The organism is Methyloversatilis sp. XJ19-49, assembly GCF_024580145.1.
Classification (GTDB): domain Bacteria; phylum Pseudomonadota; class Gammaproteobacteria; order Burkholderiales; family Rhodocyclaceae; genus Methyloversatilis.
Genome location: NZ_JANINI010000004.1, coordinates 247,473 through 266,697, shown reverse-complemented (window position 1 = coordinate 266,697; position 19,225 = coordinate 247,473). Strand labels below are relative to the sequence as shown.

The window sequence follows — 19,225 nt, the reverse complement described above, 5'->3', positions numbered from 1 at the left end:
GGCTTGAAAGCATCGAGCCAGACGTTAACAGCCATCTTCCGTGTTTACAACAACTTGCGTAAAAAAATTTATCTGACAGTGCTAACTGAACGGCATTAGGGCGGAGCGGGGGTTTCGGCGAGCACAGCTCGCCGCCCGCAGAGCCGGCTGGCCATGTAGGGCCAGCAGTGGATCGCCGCTCCCACAGGGCCGCTCCCCGGGGGCCACTCCCGCAGGGCGGCACCCGCTGCCGCTCAGCTTGCCGCCTCGTACTCCGACATCGGCGGGCAGGTGCAGACGAGGTTGCGGTCGCCGGCGACGTTGTCGACGCGCGCGACCGGCGGCCAGTACTTGTCGCGGTCGATCGATGGGTGCGGGAAGAAGGCTTCGCGGCGGCCGTAGGGGCGGTTCCACTGGTCGGCGATCAGCAGCTCGTGAGTGTGCGGCGCGTGCTTGAGCAGGTTGTCTTCGCGGTCGGCACGGCCGGCTTCGATGTCGGCGATTTCGGCGCGGATGTGGATCATCGCGTCGCAGAAGCGGTCGATCTCGGCGCGGTTCTCGCTCTCGGTCGGCTCGATCATCATCGTGCCGGGCACCGGGAAGGACACGGTCGGCGCGTGAAAGCCGTAATCCATCAGCCGCTTGGCGACGTCCTCCACCGTGATGCCGCAGGCGTCCTTGATGGCGCGCAGGTCGATGATGCATTCATGTGCCACGCGGCCATGCTTGCCGCTGTAAAGGATGGGGTAATGCGGCGCCAGCCGGTGCGCGATGTAGTTGGCGTTCAGGATGGCGACCTGGGTGGCGCGGCGCAAGCCAGCCGCCCCCATCAGCGCGATGTAGGCCCACACGATGGGCAGGATGCTGGCCGAGCCCCACGGTGCGGCCGATACCGTTCCGATGGTGCCGTCCGCCCCGGCCACCGGATTCACACCCTGCACCACCGGATGGTCGGGCAGGAAGGGCGCGAGGTGCGGCGCCACGCCGATCGGCCCCATGCCGGGCCCGCCGCCGCCGTGCGGAATGCAGAAGGTCTTGTGCAGGTTCAGGTGACACACGTCGAAACCGATGTCGCCCGGACGCACCAGCCCGACCATGGCGTTCATGTTGGCGCCATCCATGTAGACCTGACCACCGTGTGTGTGGATGAGCGCGCAGATGTCGCGCACGCCCTCTTCGAACACCCCGTGCGTGGACGGGTAGGTCATCATCAGCGCGGCCAGCCGGTCGGCATGCTGTTCAGCCTTTGCCTTCAGGTCGGCGGCGTCGATATTGCCCAGCGCATCGCAGGCGACGACGACGACTTCCATGCCGGCCAGCACCGCGCTGGCCGGATTGGTGCCGTGCGCCGACGCCGGGATCAGGCACACGTTGCGATGCAGGTCGCCGCGCGTGCGGTGATATTTCCGGATCACCAGCAGGCCGGCGTATTCGCCCTGCGAACCGGCGTTCGGCTGGAACGACATCGCGGCGAAGCCGGTGATTTCACACAGCCGCTCTTCCAGTTCCTCGAACAGTTGCTGATAGCCCTGCGCCTGTTCCAGCGGCACGAAGGGATGCAGTGCGGCGAACAGCCGGTAGGTGACCGGCGTCATTTCGGTGGTCGAATTGAGCTTCATCGTGCACGAGCCGAGCGGAATCATCGCCCGGTCGAGCGCGATGTCGCGCGTGGCCAGCCGGCGCAGGTAACGCATCATTTCCGTTTCGGAGTGATAGCGGTTGAACACCGGGTGGCTCAGGATGGCGCTGTCGCGCTGCAATGCCGACGGAATGCAGTCGATCACGCGCGCATCGAGCTGCGCCAAGTCGAGCAGCGCATCGGCGCGCGTCGCGAACACCGCCAGCAGGTTCTTCAGCTCGCTGCGACGCGAAGTTTCGTCGAAGGTGGCCGACAGGTGGTCGGCATCGATCACGTGCAGATTGAAACCGGCGGCGCGGGCGCGCGCCGAGATGCGGCGCGCGACACCCGGCACGCGCACCTGCACCGTGTCGAAGAAGCAGTCATGCACGACGTCGAAACCGAGTTCGCGCAGGCCGAGCGCAAAGATCGTCGCCATGCGGTGCACCCGGTCGGCGATCGTGCGCAGGCCTTTCGGGCCGTGATACACAGCGTAGAACGCAGCGATCACCGCCAGCAGCACCTGTGCGGTGCAGATGTTGCTGTTCGCCTTCTCGCGCCGGATGTGCTGTTCGCGCGTCTGCAGCGCCATGCGCAGCGCCGGCTTGCCGAGGGCGTCGGTCGATACGCCGATGATGCGGCCGGGCATCTGCCGCTTGTGTTCGTCGCGGCAGGCGAAGAAGGCGGCATGCGGGCCGCCGTACCCCATCGGCACGCCGAAGCGCTGCGCGCTGCCGAGCACGATGTCCGCGCCCATCCCTGCGGCACCCATCGCGCCCGGCTCCTTCAGCAGCACCAGTGCCAGCGGGTCGGCCGCGATGGCCGACAGCGCGCCGGCCGCGCGGGCTGCCGCGATCACCGGTTCCGGATCGCGCAGCCGGCCGCTCGAACCCGGGTAGCTCGCCAGCACGCCGAAGTAGTCGCCCTCGACGCCGGCCCACGGATCGCACACGACGACTTCTATGCCCAGCGGCTCGGCGCGTGTGCGCACCACGGCCAGCGTCTGCGGGTGGGTGTCGGCATCGACGATGAAGCGCGGCGACTTCACCTTCGAAATGCGATGCGCCATCGTCATCGCCTCGGCCGCCGCGGTCGCCTCGTCGAGCAGCGACGCATTGGCGACCGGCAGACCGGTCAGGTCGATCACCATCTGCTGGAAGTTCAGCAGCGCCTCCAGCCGGCCCTGCGAAATCTCGGCCTGGTAGGGCGTGTAGGCGGTGTACCAGCCCGGGTTCTCGAGCACGTTGCGCTTGATGACATTGGGCGTGATGGTGTCGTGGTAGCCCATGCCGATCAGGCTGGTGTGCAGTTCGTTGCGCGCGAACATGCGACGCAGCGCGTCATCGACGACGCGCTCGGAGCGCGGCGGCGGCAGGTTCAGCGGCGTGTCCGACAGGATGTCGTCCGGAATGGTCCGGGCGATCAGTTCGTCCAGACTGGCGACATCGAGTGCCGCCAGCATGACGGCGAGGTCGCGTTCGTCGGGGCCGATGTGGCGGCGGATGAAGTCTCCGCGGTCTTCCAGCGCTTCGAGGGTGGGGCGTTTGGTCATGTTCAACAGTCCTTTCCGGGCCGCTTTTGGCAGTCCCTGTCTGAAGGTACCGGTCGCCGCCCCCGTGAAGGGCGGTGACCGGAGTCGAGTGGGCAATATGGTGCAGCGTGGCGGTTCAGCGTTGGTAGCGGGTGGGTACGAAGGGCATGGAGGTGAGGGAAACGGACGCCGACTGTCCGCGCGAATCGATGTGCAGCGCTTCGCCGGACAGTTTCACCGCCCGGTCGAGATAGCCCATGGCAACCGGCCGACCCAGCGTCGGACTGTGGTTGCCGCTGGTGATGACGCCGACTTCGCGGCCGTCGGCGCCGAGCAGCTTCGTGCCGGCGCGCTGCGGCGCGCGGCCGTCAGNGAGGGAAACGGACGCCGACTGTCCGCGCGAATCGATGTGCAGCGCTTCGCCGGACAGTTTCACCGCCCGGTCGAGATAGCCCATGGCAACCGGCCGACCCAGCGTCGGACTGTGGTTGCCGCTGGTGATGACGCCGACTTCGCGGCCGTCGGCGCCGAGCAGCTTCGTGCCGGCGCGCTGCGGCGCGCGGCCGTCAGGCAACAGTCCGACGCGCACGCGTGCCGGCGGTTCCTGGAATTCGCCGAGCACGACGGCCGCGCCGGGAAAGCCGCCCGCGCGCGCGCCACCGGCGCGGCGCGCGGCGCCCACCGCCCAGCCGATGGCGGCCGATACCGGCGTCGTCGTGTCGTCAATGTCATTGCCGTACAGGCACATGCCGGCTTCCAGGCGCAGCGTGTCGCGCGCCCCCAGTCCGATCCAGCGCACGCTTTCGTGGTCGAGCAGGCGCTGCGCAAACGCGGCGGCCGACGCAGCGGGCAATGAAATTTCGAAGCCGTCCTCGCCGGTGTAGCCGCTGCGGCTGATGCGCAGCGGCAGTTCGCCGGACGACGCGGTGCGCACATCCAGAAAGCGCATGCCGGCCACGTCGACCAGCGGCTGCAGCACACTTTCGGCCAGCGGGCCCTGCAGCGCGAGCAGCGCAAGGTCTTCGCGCAGGGCGTAACTGCAACCGGCGCCCGGCGGGTGTGCCGCGAGCCAGGCCAGCACGTCGGCGCAGCGCGAAGCGTTGCACACCACGTGAAAGCCGTCGCCCAGCCGCTGGATCATCAGGTCGTCGATGAGGCCGCCGGCCGTGTTGGGCAGCAGCGAATAGGTCTGCCGGCCGGGCGCCAACCCGGCCAGATCGGCGGTGGTCAGCGATTCCAGCCAGGCGCAGGCGCCACTGCCGGTGACGTCGATCTGCCCCATGTGCGACACGTCGAACAGCCCGGCCTGGCTGCGCGTGTGCAGATGTTCCTGGAGGATGCCCGGCGCGTACTGGATCGGCATCGACCAGCCGGCGAACGGCACCATCTTGGCGCCGGCGGCGAGGTGAAGATCGTGGAAAGGCGTGCGCTGCAGTGCGGCCTGATCCGGGATTGCCATCGTCAGAATCTCCTCGGTGACGGGCCGGAGGGTGACCGGTCCGCGGGTCTGCCGACCGGGTAGGCCAGCGAGGGCGCGATGATGCCACGCTCGGCCGGCAGGCAACGCATGCCGGCCCATATTGACGCGACCCGGTTATTAACTGAACATTCAGTCATTAAAAGCGCGTCACCCCATGTCAGAGCACTCGCCCCTGCTTCCCGTTCCGCAAGCCACCGATGTGCACGCTGCCGACGCGCACCCGCTGGTCCGGCGCGGCCGCCCGGCACTGGTCGACCCGGCCACCCTGGTGGCGTGTGCGCTCGACCTGTTCGTCGAAAAGGGTTATGCGGCGACCCGCCTCGAAGACGTGGCGCTCGCCGCCGGTGTATCGAAAGGCACGCTCTATCTGTATTTCGATTCCAAGGCCGCACTGTTCGCCGCCGTCGTGCGTCAGGGACTGGTGCCGGCGCTGGCCGGCGGCGAAGCCTTGGTGGACAGCCACTGCGGCAGCGGCGCCGATCTGATGCGCGAGCTGCTGTGGGGCTGGTGGCGACTGATCGGCGCCACGCGGCTGGGCGGGCTGCCCAAGCTGATGGTGGCCGAAGCACGCAACTTCCCGGACATCGCCGAGCTCTACCACCGCGAAGTGATGGCGCGCGGCTGCGCGCTGATCGGGCGCGCCATCGATTACGGCCATGCGCGCGGCGAATTCCGCGTCGCCGGCGACCCCTGCACGGTGCAGGCCGTCATGGCACCGCTGCTGCTGCGCGTGCTGATGAAACATTCCTTCGGCTGTGTCGATCACGCTGCGCCCGCCGATGACCCGTCGGCGGCCGCGCAGGCGGAATCGACCGACATCGCCGCTTCCATCGAATTCGTCATCCGGGCGCTCGAACATGACTGACTTACACCGGCAGGCTGCACGCGCCGCCGCGTTCTGCCTCGGCTTTGCCGCCTGCGGCAGCCATGCGCAGACCGCGGCTGCGCCCTCGCCCACGGTCGCCTTCAAGCCCTTTTCCGAGGTCGCGACCTACCCCGGACGCGACGCGCCGGCGCAGGCGGTGGCGCTGAATCGCACCCAGCTCGCGGCCGAAGTGAGCGCCCGCGTGGCGTCGACGCATGCCGACCCGGGCGAGCGGGTGAACAAGGGACAGGTGCTGGTGCGGCTCGACACGCGTGACTACCAGCTCGCGCTGGAGCGTGCGCAGGCGCAACTGAGGGCGGCCGAGGCGCGTCTGGCGCAGGCCGACGCGCAATTGCGCCGCACGCGCGCGCTGCAGGCACAGAACTTCGTGTCGCCCGAGGCGCTGACCCAGCGCGAGACCGAAGTCGAAGTGGTGCGCGCCGACGTGTCGGTGGCGGCCAATGCGGTCGATCTGGCACAGCGCAATCTGGACAAGTGCGTGCTGCGCGCGCCTTACGACGCCATCGTGCGCACGCGCGAAGCGTCGGCCGGTTCGCTGGCCGGTGCCGGCATGGTGCTGATGACGCTCGAAGATGCGACGCGGGTCGAGGTGAGCGCCCGCGTGGCGCCGCGCGACCTGGCGTCGCTGCGCGCCGCAAAGTCGGTCGAGTTCGTATCGCCGGCCGGACGCAGCGCGGTGCGCATCGCCCGCGTGTCGCCGGCCATCGACGACGCCAGCCGCACGCATGAGGTGCGCGCCGCCTTCACCGGTGCGCGTGCGCCGGCGGGGGCCGAAGGCCGTCTCGCCTGGACCGATCCGGTGCCGCATGTGCCGGCCGAACTGGTGACCCGGCGCGACGGCAGCGGCGGCGGCAGCCTGCTCGGCGTATTCGTGCTGCGCGACGGCGTCGCCCGCTTCGTTGAACTGCCGGGGGCGCAGGAAGGCCGTCCCGCGGCAAGCACCCTGCCCGCCAATGCGCGCATCGCAACCGACGGCCGCAACAGCCTGCGCGACGGACAGAAAATGCCATGAACGCCTACGCGCGTTTCATCAGCAATCATCCGCTGGCCAACATCACCTTCGTCGTGGTGCTGCTGCTCGGCCTGATCAGCTACCTCGGGCTGCCGCGCGAGCAGGACCCGGAAATCAATTTCAACTGGGTGCAGATCACCGCCGCCCTGCCCGGCGCGTCGCCGGAAGACGTCGAGAAGCGGGTGCTGCAGCCGCTTGAGGATGCGATCAAGAACGTGTCCGACATCCGCTTCATTTCGTCGGCGGCGCGCGACGGACTCGCCGGCATTCTGGTGCGTTTCGACGACATCGAGCCGGCGGTGTTCGACAAGCGCATCAATGACCTGCGGCGCGAAATACAGAACAAGGCGCGGGCCGAACTGCCGGTCGAGGCGAAGGAACCGCAGATCATCGAGGTGACCAGTTCGAACGGTTTCCCGACCGCCCAGGTGCTGCTGACCGGTCAGGCGGATGACGAGGTGCTGCGCGCCATCGGGCGCGAACTGCGCACCGATCTGGAACGCATGCGCGGCGTCGACCGCGTGTTCGCGCTCGGCCTGCACGACCCGGAACTGCGCATCGAATACTCGGCGCAGGCGGCGCAGGCGCGCGGCCTGCTGCCGACCGACATCGCCGATGGCGTGGCCGGCTGGTTCCGCGACGTGTTTGCCGGCCGGCAGCGCGCCGGCGAGCAGGAATGGCTGGTACGCGTGGTCGGTCAGGACGCCGATCCGGCGTGGCTGGCCGATGTCGGCGTCGCCGCGTCGGCCCGTGGTGGCGCAATGGTGAAGCTCGACGAAGTGGCGGGCGTGGTGCGGGCGCGTGCCCGGCCGACCCAGATGGTGTCGTCCGGCGGACAGGCCAGCGTGCTGTTTTCGGTCAGCAAGAAGGCAGGCGTGAATACGCTGGCCATGGTCGAGCGCATCAGCGACTACGTCGAACGCAAGAACGCGGTGCTGGCGCAGCAGGGCCTGAAGCTCGAACTGATGGACGACCAGACGGTACCGACGCGCGAAGCCATTTCCATCATGGAATGGAATGCGCTGTTCGGCCTGATGTGCGTCATCGGACTGTGCTGGGTCTTTCTCGGTACGCGCATCGCGCTGCTGGTCGGGCTCGGCGTACCGTTCTCGCTCGCCGGCACCTTCGCCGTACTGTCCGCCACCGGCGACACGCTGAACATTTCGGTGCTGCTGGGCGTGGTGATCGCGCTCGGCATGCTGGTGGACGATGCCGTGGTGGTGGTCGAAGCGATCTACTACCGGCTGCAGCGCGGCGCCTCGCCGATCGAGGCGGTCGCCGACGGCGTGCGCGAGGTGTGGACGCCGGTCGTCGCCTCGGTCGCCACGACGATGGCCGCCTTCCTGCCGCTGATGCTGTTGCCCGGCATCGTCGGCGACTTCATGTTCGTCATTCCGTTCGTCGTGACTCTGGCGCTTGCGATCAGCCTGATCGAAGCGTTCTGGATGCTGCCGGCGCACGTGCTGTCGCTCGGTCCGGTGGCACGGACGCCCGGCCGCGAACAGCGCGCGCGCATCGCCTTCACGCGCGTGCTGCGCCACCGCTACGCGCAGGCGCTGGCCTGGGCGGTGCGCCACTGGATCGTGCTGTGCCTGATCGTTGCGTCGCTGATCGCCGGCGCCATCGGTGCGGCCGCGACCGGCCTGATCCGGGTGCAGTTCTTCGCGTTCGACCCGATGCGCATCTTCTACGTCAATGTCGACATGCCGGCCGGAAGCCCGATCGGCGCCACGCTGGCGCGGGTCGAGCAGCTCGAAACCGAAGTGCGCCGGCAGATGCAGGACGGCGAGGCGCGCCGCATCGCGTCGATCGCCGGCGCCAAGTTCACCGATGCCGAAGCCCTGTTCGGCGATTCCTACGGTCAGGTGGTGGTCGCGCTGCTGCCGCGTGCCGGGGACGGACGCGAAGTGGGCGACATGGTCGAAGGCATGCGGGCCGCCGTCACCGCGCTACCCGGCCCCGGCACGGTCAGCTTCACCCAGCTGTCGGGCGGGCCGCCGGTGCAGAAGCCGGTCAAGATCCGCGTGCGCGGCGATGATCTGGCCGAACTGCGTGCGGCGACCGCCGAGGTGCGGCGCATCCTCGAATCGATGGACGGCACGCGCGACATCACCGACGACGACACGCCGGGCCGCCCGCAACTGGCACTGAGACTGGATCGCGACGCGCTGCGCGACGCCGGACTGAGCGCGTCGCAGGTGGCGCGCGCGGTGCGCCTGCAGGTCGAGGGCGAAATCGTCGCCATCACCCGCGATCAGGGCGCCAAGCTGGAGGTGCGCGTGGCGGCCGCCGGCGTGACCGACGATGATGTCATGCGCGTGCTCGATGCCCCGATCGCACTGCCCAATGGTGGCGCCACCACGCTGCGTGCGCTGGTCGGCAGCGAATCGACGCGGGGGCCGGGCGTCATCAAGCATTACAACCTGCGCCGCACCATCACGCTGGAAGCCAACCTCGACACGGAAAAGCTCAATTCGATCGGGGTCGCCGAGTCGGTGCGCCTCGCGTGGGAAGCCCAGCGCACCCGCTTCCCGCGCACCGATCTCGACTTTTCCGGCGAACTGGAAGACGTGCAGGAAAGCCTGGATGCGATGAAGGTGCTGTTCCTGCTCGGCGTCGGACTGATCTACCTGATCCTCGCCGCGCAGTTCCGCAGCTACTGGCAGCCGATGATGATTCTGGCCACCGTGCCGCTGGCGTTCACCGGCGTGGCGGTCGGCCTGCTGGTCAGCGGGTCGCCGCTGTCGCTCTACACACTGTACGGCGTGATCGCGCTGACCGGCATCGTCGTCAATTCGGCCATCGTGCTGATCGACGCCGCCAATGAGCGGCTCAAGGCCGGCATGAGCGTGATGCACGCGGCGATCTACGCCGCGCGCCGGCGCGTCGTGCCCATCATCATCACGACCAGCACGACGGTCGGCGGCCTGTTTTCTCTGGCCGCCGGCATCGGCGGCTATTCGATGCTGTGGGGACCGGTGGCCGGCGCCATCGTGTGGGGACTGGGCGTGGCCACGGTGCTCACGCTGTTCGTGATGCCGGCGCTGTACATCGCGTGCATGCGGCGCAGCGTACTGCTGCGCCGGGTCGCTGACGCAGCGCAGCAGGCTACAATCACGGCTTGACCGAGGGGATGGAAACAATGGATATCGAGCAGGCTCGCTTCAATATGGTGGAACAGCAGATCCGGCCGTGGGACGTGCTGGATCAGGACATTCTTGACCTGCTGTTCGTCGTCCGACGTGAAAACTTCGTGCCGGCCGCGTTGCGCGACCTGGCCTTCGTCGATACGCCGATTCCGCTCGGCCACGGCGCGGAAATGCTGGAACCCAAGATCGAAGCCCGCGTGCTGCAGGAATTGCACGTGCGCAGCACCGATACGGCGCTCGAGATCGGCACCGGCTCCGGCTACATGGCGGCACTGCTCGGCGCACGCGCCAGCCAGGTGACGACCGTCGAAATCGAACCGGCGCTGGCCGAGCGCGCGCGCGAAAACCTGATCGCCTCCGGTGCGCTGAACGTGCGCGTCGAGGTCGGCGATGCCGCGCAGGGCTGGCCGGTGCATGCGCCGTACGACGTGATCCTGGTGTCCGGCGGCCTGCCGGTGCTGCCGCAGGAACTGGTCGCGCAACTGCGCCCGGGCGGCCGGCTGATCGCCTTCATCGGCGAAGCACCTCTGATGAACGCCACGCTGGTGACGCTGAACGCCGACGGCAGCCAGACGCAGGAAATTCTCTTCGAAACGCTGTTGCCGACGTTGCGCAATGCGCGCGGCGCCCAGCGTTTCGTGTTCTGAGACACCGTCGATGAAGCAGATGACGGTGGCCGAGCTGGCGGCGTGGCTGGCAGAACCGCAGGGCGAGAAGCCGCAGTTGCTCGATGTGCGCGAGGCGCACGAGTGGGCGATCTGCCGGGTCGAAGGCAGCCAGCACATTCCGATGGGCACCATCCCGACGCGCCTCGACGCGCTCGATCCGGCGCGGCCGCTGGTGTGCATCTGCCACCACGGCGGACGGTCGATGCAGGTGGCGATCTTTCTCGAGCGCAATGGCTTCGGCGAGGTGTACAACCTGGCCGGCGGGGTCGACGCCTGGGCACTGCAGGTCGATCCGTCGATGGCGCGGTACTGATGCAATGACCCTGCTGCTGCGTCGGTCGATGTATGCCCTGCTGTCGGCTGCGCTGTCGACGTGTTTCGCATTCAATCCAGCGGTGCATGCCGCCGATGATCTGGTCGCGGTGGCGCGCGCCGCGCTGGCCAACGATGCGCAGTACCAGTCGGCCCGTGCGCAAAGCCTGGCGACCTCGGAAAAGCTGCCGCAGGCGCGCGCCGGCCTGCTGCCCAGCCTGACCGTAAGCGGCACCACGCAATGGAATGACGTGACCGTGAAGCAGCCGGTCAATGCCGCCTCGCAGCACAACTCGCACAACTTCAACTTCCAGCTGACGCAGCCGCTGTTCCGCTGGGCCAACTGGGTGCAGTTCGAACAGGGCAAGCTGCAGGTCGCGGCGGCCGAGGCGCAACTGGCGCAGGCGCGCCAGGACGTGCTGCTGCGCGCCGCCCAGGCCTACTTCGACCTGCTGTACGCACACGACGTGCTGGCATCGATCGAGGCCCAGAAGGACGCCGCGTCGCAGCAGCTCGCGCTGGCGCGCAAGAGCTTCGAAGTGGGCACCGTCACCATCACCGACGTGCATGAAGCGCAGTCGCGCTTCGATCTGGCGAACGCACAGGGCATCGCGGCGGCGAGCGACATCGAAGTGAAGCGCCACGCGCTGTCGCTGATCACCGGCGGCGCACCGGCCGAGCTGCGCCGCATGCGGCGCGACGTCGCTTTCGCGATGCCGGAACCGGCGCGCATGGACGACTGGGTGGAACGCGCGCAGACCGACGGACTGGCAGTGCTGACCCAGCTGGCGAATCAGGAAATCGCGGCGCGCGAAATCGAGCGCCAGCGTGCCGGCCACTATCCGAGCGTCGATCTCGTGGCCACTTACGGCCAGAACAAGAACGTGGTCACCTTCGCCGGCAACCCGATATCGAACCAGACCGAAACCGCCACCGTCGGCGTGCAGGTATCGGTGCCGATCTTCCAGGGTTTCGGGCAGGAATCGCGCGTGCGCGAAGCGGCCTACCTGCTCGACCGGGCAAGCGCCGAGGTCGATCTGGCGCGGCGCAACGCCGCGCTTCAGGCACGCCAGGCCTATCTGGGCGTGGCCAACGGCATCGCGCAGACGGCGGCCCTGCGCGCCGCGCAGGTGTCGTCGCAATCTGCACTCGATTCGAACAAGCTGGGGTACGAGGTCGGCGTGCGCATCAATATCGATGTGCTCAACGCGCAGCAGCAATTGTTCGCCACGCGGCGCGACATGGCGAAGGCGCAGTACGACACCATGATTGCGCAGCTCAGGCTGAAAGCCGCTGCCGGCCAGCTCGGCGAAGAGGAAATCGCCGTGGTGAATGCCTTGCTCGAGTAGCGCGCGCCCGCTGCCTTCAGCTTGCGGTGCCGCGGCTGAACCACCACCACGAAAAGCCGATCGCCAGCAGCGCGACCACTGCGATGGCGATGTTCCGCTGCATCGGGTAGCGCTCCAGCTTCACCAGTCCGGTGTGGAAGCTGATGTACAGAAAGCCGCCGATGAACAGCGCCAGTACGCCCAGCAGCGTCCACCGGTTGCCCAGACGGCCGGCCGCACGCAGCAGCGTGCCGCACACCAGAATCAGCACGAAAAAGGACAGCAGCGACAACGGCGTGATGCCGGTGCATGAACGTCCGCCGCAGGCCGGACAGATTGCCGGCGCCCTGGCGCGCGCCATCAGCTTGACCAGACGCGCAATCGTGTCCTGTCCGCAGTGCGGACAGCGTGAAAGTTTCGCCACCGCTATTTACCCGCGACGAACGCTGCGCGCTGCACCGGATCGGGAATGTCGCGCGCCAGCTCTTCCAGCAGCGCCTGTTCGGTGCCGGTGCGCTTGAGCGCGCGGCCGACCAGGATGCGCGCCACCGGACCGATCAGCCGCGCCAGCCGGCGCTCGATGTCGGCGATCACCGCGTCATCGAGCGGCCGCGGCGCCGACGATACGTAGCGGCTCGACGTACCGGTCGGCGGCAGGCTGCTGCGCGACGTCGATATCGCGCCGGAGGCCGCGGCACCGGACATCGACTGCGATGAGCGCGACGTCGTCGCACCGGTCTGCACGACATGGCGCTTCGCCTCGATCAGGAAGCCGGCACGCTGCGCATCGTTCGGAATGTGCGCCGCCAGCTGTTCGATCAGCTGCGGCGCCGACGTTGCCTGCGGCGCGATGCGCGTCACCAGCACGCGTGCCATCGGCCCGATGTGGCGTGCCAGCAGCGATTCGAGCAGCGGCGTCAGCGCGTCCGGCGCCAGCACCGGTTGCGCGACGTCAGTGCGCCGCGTGATGCCACTGCGGCTGTCGAGTTCGAACACCTCCTGGCTGCGCGAGGCGATTTCTACCCGCTGGCCGGTGATGTGCAGGCCCTCCGGTGCGCCGCTGCCCAGCGCCGACACGGTTTCGTAGTAAGCGCGCGACACGAGCACCTGACCGGCATGCGCCAGACTGGCCAGCGCGCGCGCGGCTTCCAGACCGTCTCCGTGCAGGTCGAGCGCACCGCTGCCCGAGCGCGACACGCGCACCGGACCCAGATTGATGCCCTGCTTCAGACCCTGGCCGGTCGGGCCTCCGTCATCGGCGAAGTCGAGCTTGCGCAGATGCTGGGCGACGACGCAGGCGTCTTCCGGCTGGCCCAGCAGGCACAGTGCGGTGCCATCCGGCGTGTCGAGGATGAGCCGGCTGTCGGCGTCGACCGAGCGCGCGGCACGCGCCAGCGCGTCGTCGAGTTCGGACTTGCAGGCCAGCCGCTGCGCCGTGTCCAGCCGCTGGCTGTCGCCGATCTGCGCATACAGCACGCTGCACACGATGGTGCGCCGTTCTTCCGACGCGCCGATCGCGCGTACCGGCGCGGCGACCGGTGCCGACGCCGCGCCCGCCGCCAGCGGGCCACGGGCGGTTGCCGGGGCTGCGGTGAATACCCGGCGGAAGTCGGCGATGCTGCGCGGTCGCTTGGAATCGTGCGGCTCCAGTCCCCAGTCGATGGCGCGCAGCAGCGAAGCGCCGAATACGGATGCGTCGGCCAGCCGCGACGCGGGAATCAGCGGGTCGTTCTGGATGCGCGCGGCCGATTCGATCGGCCGCTGGCCGGTGACCAGCCAGTACATGACGGCCGACAGCGAATAGATGTCGGTCCACGGCCCCTGATTGCCGTGCGAGTGGTACTGCTCGAACGGCGCGAAGCCGGGCGTGACGATGGCGGTCAGCGTGTGTTCGGTGTCGTGATAGCGGCGGGCGGCACCGAAATCGAGCAGCACCGGCGTACCGTCGTCGCGGATGCATATGTTGGGCGGCTTGATGTCGCGATGCAGGAAGCCGCCGTCGTGGATCACCTGCAGACCTTCGAGCAGCGGCCGTACGATGGCGAGCAGCGTGGCGCGGTCGATGCGCGCGCTACGCTCGCGCACCCACTGGTTCAAAGGCCGGCCCCGCTCGTAGTCCATCACCATGTAGGCGCTGCCATTCCCCTCGAAGAAGCGGCTGACGCGCACGATGTGCGGGTGACGGAAATTGGCCAGCGCGCGCGATTCGTCGAGAAAGCGGCGCAGCCCCTGCTCGAACATTTCGACCGCCGGACCGCTGCGCGGCATTACGCGCTGGCCGTCGCCGCGGATCGCGATGTCGGTCGGCAGGAACTCCTTGATGGCAACCTTGCAGTCGAGCAGCGTGTCATGCGCCAGATAGGTCAGACCGAAGCCGCCGCCGCCGAGCAGCGATTCGATGCGGTATTCGTTCAGCGCCCAGCCGGCCGGCAGCGCGCCCGGGCTGGCGTTGGCAGTCGGCAGGAAGCCGCTGCCCGCCAGCACCTCGGCATTCACGCTGTCTTCGGTGAACGGCTCATCGTCCCCGTTACCCGACGGCGGCTGCAGACCGTTCGTCACGGTCAGCTGTCTATCATGCGCATCGCCGTTTCAAGGCTGCGCCGCATGCGGTTGAAGGACGCACCGAGCACCGACACTTCGTCCTTGCCGGAATCGCGGAACTCGGGCACCGAAAAGTCGCCGGTGCTGATCTGGTCAGCCGCGGCCGACAGCCGCGCCACCGGGCGGATGATCAGCCATTCGAGCATCAGGTTGAGCACCACCATGACGAACACGAACACGCCGAGCAGCGACAGCATGAAGGTGTTGAAAGCACGGTCGGCATTGGTCACCGGCAGCGTCATCGGCACCGACACCACCTGCGCCCCGATGATTTCATTCATCTTCCAGCCGAAGCCATTCGCCTCGCCATACACCTTCACCATCGTCGGCGGTGCCGTGGCCGCCGTGTTGTGGCAGGCCAGACAGGCCGGGTTGCTGATGCGGATCGGCCGCGCGATGTACATGTGGCGGCCGGTCGGCGTTTCGCGCACGCCGGTCAGCTCCTTCGTGTCCTCGGCATTGCGGAAGCTGGTGACGATGTCCGTTTCCCAGTCCGACGCGCGGTCGCGCGGATTGGTCGGGTTCAGCGTCGCTTCCTTGTAGGCGTACTCTGGGTGGTTCTTGCGCAGTTCGTTTATCGTTTCGGTCGCGGCATAGGCCGGCACGGTCTGCGGCAGAAACTTTTCGGACAGCAGTGGATCGAGGTGCGGCTTGATCTGGCTGACCGTGTAGGCGCGAATGGCCAGTGCGGTTTCCATCATCAGCCGCGCATTGCGCTCGACCTCGGCGCGCGCATTGTCGTGCAGCAACTGGTGCGACAACGCTGCGCAGGCCGCCAGACCGACCGCGAACACGCCGATCAGCACCAGGTTGAACTTGAGTCTGAGTCCCATCTTCGCAAGGCCCTTCGGTCAGGTGTGGGTGATTCGCAGCGCGTTCCCGGCACGCGCATCACCCACCCGCATTCGACCTGCGGACATGGCGACGCCGGATTGTAAAAGATTGACACTCGATGGGTAAGGCCGTCGCCCGCCGATGGGCCACAGCAGAAAACAGAAGGCCGGCAGCGCCGGTCAACAGCCGCTCAACTGCCGGCTTGACCTGCGCCCTGATGATTCATCCACCACCACACGATGGCCGCGATGCTGGCTGCCCAAAGCAGCAGCACGATCACGCCGGCGATCCAGTTCGCCGGCAGCTTGCCTTCGCGCGCCCGCGCCCGCGCCGCCTCCATTACGTCCTGCGGAATCATGCCGACCACGATCCAGACGCCGATCGGCAGCAGGATGACCTCGTCGAGCAGACCGAGCACCGGGATGAAGTCGGGAATCAGATCGATCGGGCTGGCCGCGTAGGCGAGCAGGAAAAGCAGGATTATTTTCGCGCGCCGCGGCGTGCGCGTGTCCTGCGCTGCAATCGCAAGCGCCATCAGTTCGAGCTTAATCGCGCGGATGCGGTCCTTGAGTCCCATGGCAGCCAAGTTCTGTCAGTGTTTTTAGCCCGAGCACGATCAAACCACAAAACGCGCCCCTCCGTCAGCCATTGCAAGGTGGAATCGGTGACCGTCTGTCACGCATGGGGCGATGAAGCGGCCGGAGACGCCCGGGGCCCCTACAGCAGCACGATGTCGAACTGCTCCTGCGAATAGCTCGATTCGGCGTGCAGCGAGATCGGCTTGCCGATGAAGTCGGACAGCATGGCCAGCGCCTGCGACTCTTCTTCCAGGAAGAGATCGACCACCTTGGGATGGGCGAGGATGCGGAATTCGCGGGCGCTGAACTGGCGCGCTTCGCGCAGCAGTTCGCGCAGGATGTCGAAACTCATGGTCTGCGCGGTCTTGACCTCGCCGCGACCGCCGCAGGTCGGACAGGCTTCGCAGAGCACGTGGGCGATCGATTCGCGGGTGCGCTTGCGCGTCATTTCGACCAGGCCGAGCGACGTGAAGCCGCTGACCGAAATCTTGGTGTGGTCGCGCGACAACGCCTTGTTCAGTTCGGCCAGCACCTGGGTGCGGTGCTCGTCGTTCTCCATGTCGATGAAATCGATCAGGATGATGCCGCCCAGGTTGCGCAGCCGCAGGTGGCGCGCGATCTGATGGGCCGCTTCGAGATTGGTCTTGAAGATGGTTTCGTCGAAGTTGCGCGAACCGACGAAGCCGCCGGTATTCACGTCGATGGTGGTCATCGCTTCGGTCTGGTCGAAGATCAGGTAGCCGCCCGACTTCAGATCCACGCGGCGCGCCAGCGCCTTTTCGATTTCCTCTTCGACGCTGTGCAGTTCGAACAGCGGCCGCTCGCCGGTGTAGTGCTCCAGCAGCTTGGTCAGCTGCGGCATGTATTCCTCGGCGAAGGCGCGCAGCTTGACGTAATTCTCGCGCGAGTCGACCTGGATGCTCTGCGTGTCGGCGCACACCAGATCGCGCAGCACGCGCTGGCCCAGCGTCAGGTCTTCGAACACCAGCGAAGGCGGCTTGGCCGTCTTGGCGCGGTTGCGGATTTCCTGCCAGATCTTGCGCAGGTAGGCGATGTCAGCCGACAGCTCTTCGTCACAAGCGCATTCGGCCATGGTGCGCACGATGTAGCCACCCGGATCTTCCTGCGGCAGCAGGGCCTGGATGCGCGTGCGCAGCGCCTCGCGTTCTTCGGTCACCTCGATGCGCTGCGAAATGCCGATGTGGCGGTCCTGCGGCAGGTGAACGAGCAGCCGGCCGGCGATGCTGATCTGGGTCGACATGCGCGCGCCCTTGGTGCCGATCGGGTCTTTCAGCGCCTGCACCAGCACGCTCTGACCTTCGGTCAGCAGGCGCTCGATCGGTTTCGGCGCGTCACCGTTCTGGCGCGCTTCCCAGATGTCGGCCACATGCAGGAAGGCGGTGCGTTCGAGCCCGACATCGATGAAGGCGGACTGCATGCCGGGCAGCACGCGCACCACGCGGCCGAGATAGATGTTGCCGACGATGCCGCGCGCGCTGCTGCGCTCGATGTGCAACTCCTGCACGGCACCTTGCTGCAGCAGCGCCACCCGCGTTTCCTGCGGCGTGAAGTTGATGAGGAATTGATCGTTCATGACTGCGCGGACCGTGAAGGGTGGGATGGCGGAATCTCGCTCGAAAAATCAGTCTGGTACTCAGTCAGAAACTGAGCCCGAAGCGGCGCAGCAGCTGCCAGGTTTCGTTCAGCGGCAGGCCGACGATACCGGTGTAGGAGCCATCGATGTGTTCGACGAACGCACCGGCACGGCCCTGAATGCCATAGGCACCGGCCTTGTCCATCGGTTCGCCGGAAGCGACATAACGCTCGATGTCGCGCGTATCGAGCGCAGAAAATCGCACGATAGAGATCGAGAGCACGTGTTCGAGCCTGCGCCCGTCGCTGACCGCGATCGCGGTCAGTACGCGGTGACTGCGGCCGGACAGCAGTCCGAGCATGCGCGTCGCGTCGGCCGCGTCGGCCGGCTTGCCCAGTATTTCGCCATCGACTTCGACCGTGGTGTCGGCCGACAGCACGAGCCCGGAAGACAGACGCCGCCAGGACAGGCGCTGCTCGCCGCCAAGGGCCTTGGCGCGCGCCACACGCACGACGTAGCTTTCGGCGTCTTCGCCGTCGCGCACATCTTCCAGCACGTCGATGTCTTCGCGCGGCAGGCCACGAAAGGGCAGTACGAGGAAGGGTGCGCCGATCTGGGTCAGCAATTCACGCCGGCGCGGGCTGCGCGATGCCAGGTAAAGCGCGGGCGGTACGGTGGTCGAAAGACTCATTCAGTTGCTCAGGTTAACGTCGCACCGCCCGCCGGGCCGGCACAAGGGCGCGCGCAGCCCTGTGATGGCAGCAACATCGTGAGCGTGGGGCGCTTCATTCTCTGTGATAGGGATGGTTGGATTCGAGGCTGGCTGCACGATACAACGCTTCGGCGAGCAACAGGCGGGCGAGTGCGTGCGGCAGGGTGAGGCTGGACAGTCGAATCAGCTCGTGGGCACGCGCCTTGAGCGCAGGGGCGAGGCCGTCCGGGCCGCCGATCAGCAGCGCGATATCGTCACCTCCGTCACGCCAGCGGCGCAGCCGCTCGGCCAGCGCCACGGTGGTCAGGTCGTCGCCACGCTCGTCGAGGGCGACGATGCGGGCGCGCGGCGGGATCGCCTGTTCGATGCGCAGGCGCTCGGCGTCGAGGAGGGCCTCGACCGGCTTGCCCTGGGTTCTCGGCTCGGCCTTGATCTCGGTGAATACGAGTGGCGACTCGCGCGGCATGCGGCGGGCAAACTCCTCGACGCCGGCATCGACCCAGTCGGGCATGCGGTGTCCGACACAGATCACCCGCAGCTTCAACGCGCGTCCGGTCCGCGGCCGCGTACGCCGGGGCTGCGCGCGGCCGCGGCCGAGCGGTCGGACGGCTTGGCCGAGCCCGACCACAGTTCTTCGAGGTTGTAATAGGCGCGCACCGCCGGCTGCATGACGTGCACCACCAGATCGCCCAGATCGACCAGCACCCACTCGCCGGTTTCTTCGCCTTCGACGCTGATCACCTGCGCGCCGGCTTCCCGGGCCTTTTCCTGCACGTGACGCGCGAGCGCGCGCGTCTGCCGGTTCGAGTCGCCGCTGGCGATGACCAGCCGGTCGAACAGGGCATTGAAGTTGGACGTATCGATCACTTCGATGTCCTTGCCCTTGATGTCTTCCAGCGCATCGACCACCAGCGCCTGCAATGCATTGATTTCCATGAATTCT

16 protein-coding genes are annotated in these 19,225 nt (G+C 67.5%); 6 read left to right on the top strand and 10 right to left on the bottom strand.

Annotated features, from left to right (window positions below; translation table 11 throughout):
• Positions 1-233 precede the first annotated feature (233 nt).
• Both gcvP and gcvT read right to left on the bottom strand, forming a co-directional pair.
• Positions 234-3,149: an aminomethyl-transferring glycine dehydrogenase gene (gene gcvP / locus NMQ16_RS07355; RefSeq protein ID WP_257079886.1), complete on the bottom strand. Its 2,916-nt coding sequence runs from the start codon at positions 3,147-3,149 to the stop codon at positions 234-236.
• A gap of 115 nt (positions 3,150-3,264) precedes the next feature.
• Positions 3,265-4,587: a glycine cleavage system aminomethyltransferase GcvT gene (gcvT, locus tag NMQ16_RS07350; RefSeq protein WP_257079885.1), complete on the bottom strand. Its 1,323-nt coding sequence runs from the start codon at positions 4,585-4,587 to the stop codon at positions 3,265-3,267.
• Positions 4,588-4,762: 175 nt separating this feature from the next.
• On the opposite strand from gcvT, the gene NMQ16_RS07345 reads away from it, so the two are divergent.
• Genes NMQ16_RS07345 through NMQ16_RS07320 form a run of 6 tightly spaced genes read left to right on the top strand, consistent with a single transcriptional unit; the run spans position 4,763 to position 11,984 of the window.
• Positions 4,763-5,473 carry a TetR/AcrR family transcriptional regulator gene (locus NMQ16_RS07345; protein ID WP_257079884.1) on the top strand — a complete coding sequence of 237 codons (711 nt, stop codon included), beginning with the start codon at positions 4,763-4,765 and terminating at the stop codon, positions 5,471-5,473.
• Positions 5,466-6,506, top strand: a complete 1,041-nt coding sequence (locus tag NMQ16_RS07340) for an efflux RND transporter periplasmic adaptor subunit (protein ID WP_257079883.1) — start codon at positions 5,466-5,468, stop codon at positions 6,504-6,506. The genes NMQ16_RS07345 and NMQ16_RS07340 overlap by 8 nt, the downstream gene beginning before the upstream one ends.
• Positions 6,503-9,631, top strand: coding sequence for an efflux RND transporter permease subunit (locus tag NMQ16_RS07335; RefSeq protein ID WP_257079882.1), 3,129 nt, complete (start codon positions 6,503-6,505; stop codon positions 9,629-9,631). The genes NMQ16_RS07340 and NMQ16_RS07335 overlap by 4 nt, the downstream gene beginning before the upstream one ends.
• A 17-nt stretch (positions 9,632-9,648) precedes the next feature.
• The gene (locus NMQ16_RS07330; RefSeq protein ID WP_257079889.1) at positions 9,649-10,302 is read left to right on the top strand and encodes a protein-L-isoaspartate O-methyltransferase; all 654 of its coding nucleotides are present in this window, start codon (positions 9,649-9,651) and stop codon (positions 10,300-10,302) included.
• A gap of 10 nt (positions 10,303-10,312) precedes the next feature.
• Positions 10,313-10,636, top strand: a complete 324-nt coding sequence (locus tag NMQ16_RS07325) for a rhodanese-like domain-containing protein (protein ID WP_257079881.1) — start codon at positions 10,313-10,315, stop codon at positions 10,634-10,636.
• Positions 10,637-10,640: 4 nt separating this feature from the next.
• Positions 10,641-11,984, top strand: coding sequence for a TolC family outer membrane protein (locus NMQ16_RS07320; protein ID WP_257079880.1), 1,344 nt, complete (start codon positions 10,641-10,643; stop codon positions 11,982-11,984).
• A gap of 16 nt (positions 11,985-12,000) precedes the next feature.
• Here NMQ16_RS07320 and NMQ16_RS07315 read toward each other — a convergent pair whose 3' ends face one another.
• From NMQ16_RS07315 to rsfS, 8 genes are all read right to left on the bottom strand, one after another.
• Positions 12,001-12,387: a hypothetical protein gene (locus NMQ16_RS07315; RefSeq protein ID WP_257079879.1), complete on the bottom strand. Its 387-nt coding sequence runs from the start codon at positions 12,385-12,387 to the stop codon at positions 12,001-12,003.
• Positions 12,388-12,389: 2 nt separating this feature from the next.
• Positions 12,390-14,522, bottom strand: coding sequence for a protein kinase (locus NMQ16_RS07310; protein WP_257079878.1), 2,133 nt, complete (start codon positions 14,520-14,522; stop codon positions 12,390-12,392).
• Between the two features lie 2 nt (positions 14,523-14,524).
• Entirely contained in the window at positions 14,525-15,397 is an 873-nt protein-coding gene (locus NMQ16_RS07305; RefSeq protein WP_257079877.1) for a DUF3365 domain-containing protein, read from the bottom strand.
• 191 nt (positions 15,398-15,588) lie between these two features.
• Positions 15,589-15,975, bottom strand: coding sequence for a DUF1232 domain-containing protein (locus NMQ16_RS07300; RefSeq protein ID WP_257079876.1), 387 nt, complete (start codon positions 15,973-15,975; stop codon positions 15,589-15,591).
• A gap of 140 nt (positions 15,976-16,115) precedes the next feature.
• Positions 16,116-17,570 carry a ribonuclease G gene (rng, locus tag NMQ16_RS07295; protein ID WP_257079875.1) on the bottom strand — a complete coding sequence of 485 codons (1,455 nt, stop codon included), beginning with the start codon at positions 17,568-17,570 and terminating at the stop codon, positions 16,116-16,118.
• Positions 17,571-17,634: 64 nt separating this feature from the next.
• A complete protein-coding gene (locus NMQ16_RS07290) occupies positions 17,635-18,261 on the bottom strand; it encodes a nucleoside triphosphate pyrophosphatase (protein ID WP_257079874.1) in 627 nt (208 codons plus the stop codon).
• Positions 18,262-18,355: 94 nt separating this feature from the next.
• Complete coding sequence (gene rlmH, locus NMQ16_RS07285; protein ID WP_373566764.1) at positions 18,356-18,793, bottom strand: 23S rRNA (pseudouridine(1915)-N(3))-methyltransferase RlmH; 438 nt, start codon at positions 18,791-18,793, stop codon at positions 18,356-18,358.
• Between the two features lie 29 nt (positions 18,794-18,822).
• Positions 18,823-19,218 carry a ribosome silencing factor gene (gene rsfS, locus NMQ16_RS07280; protein WP_257079872.1) on the bottom strand — a complete coding sequence of 132 codons (396 nt, stop codon included), beginning with the start codon at positions 19,216-19,218 and terminating at the stop codon, positions 18,823-18,825.
• Positions 19,219-19,225: the final 7 nt, after the last annotated feature.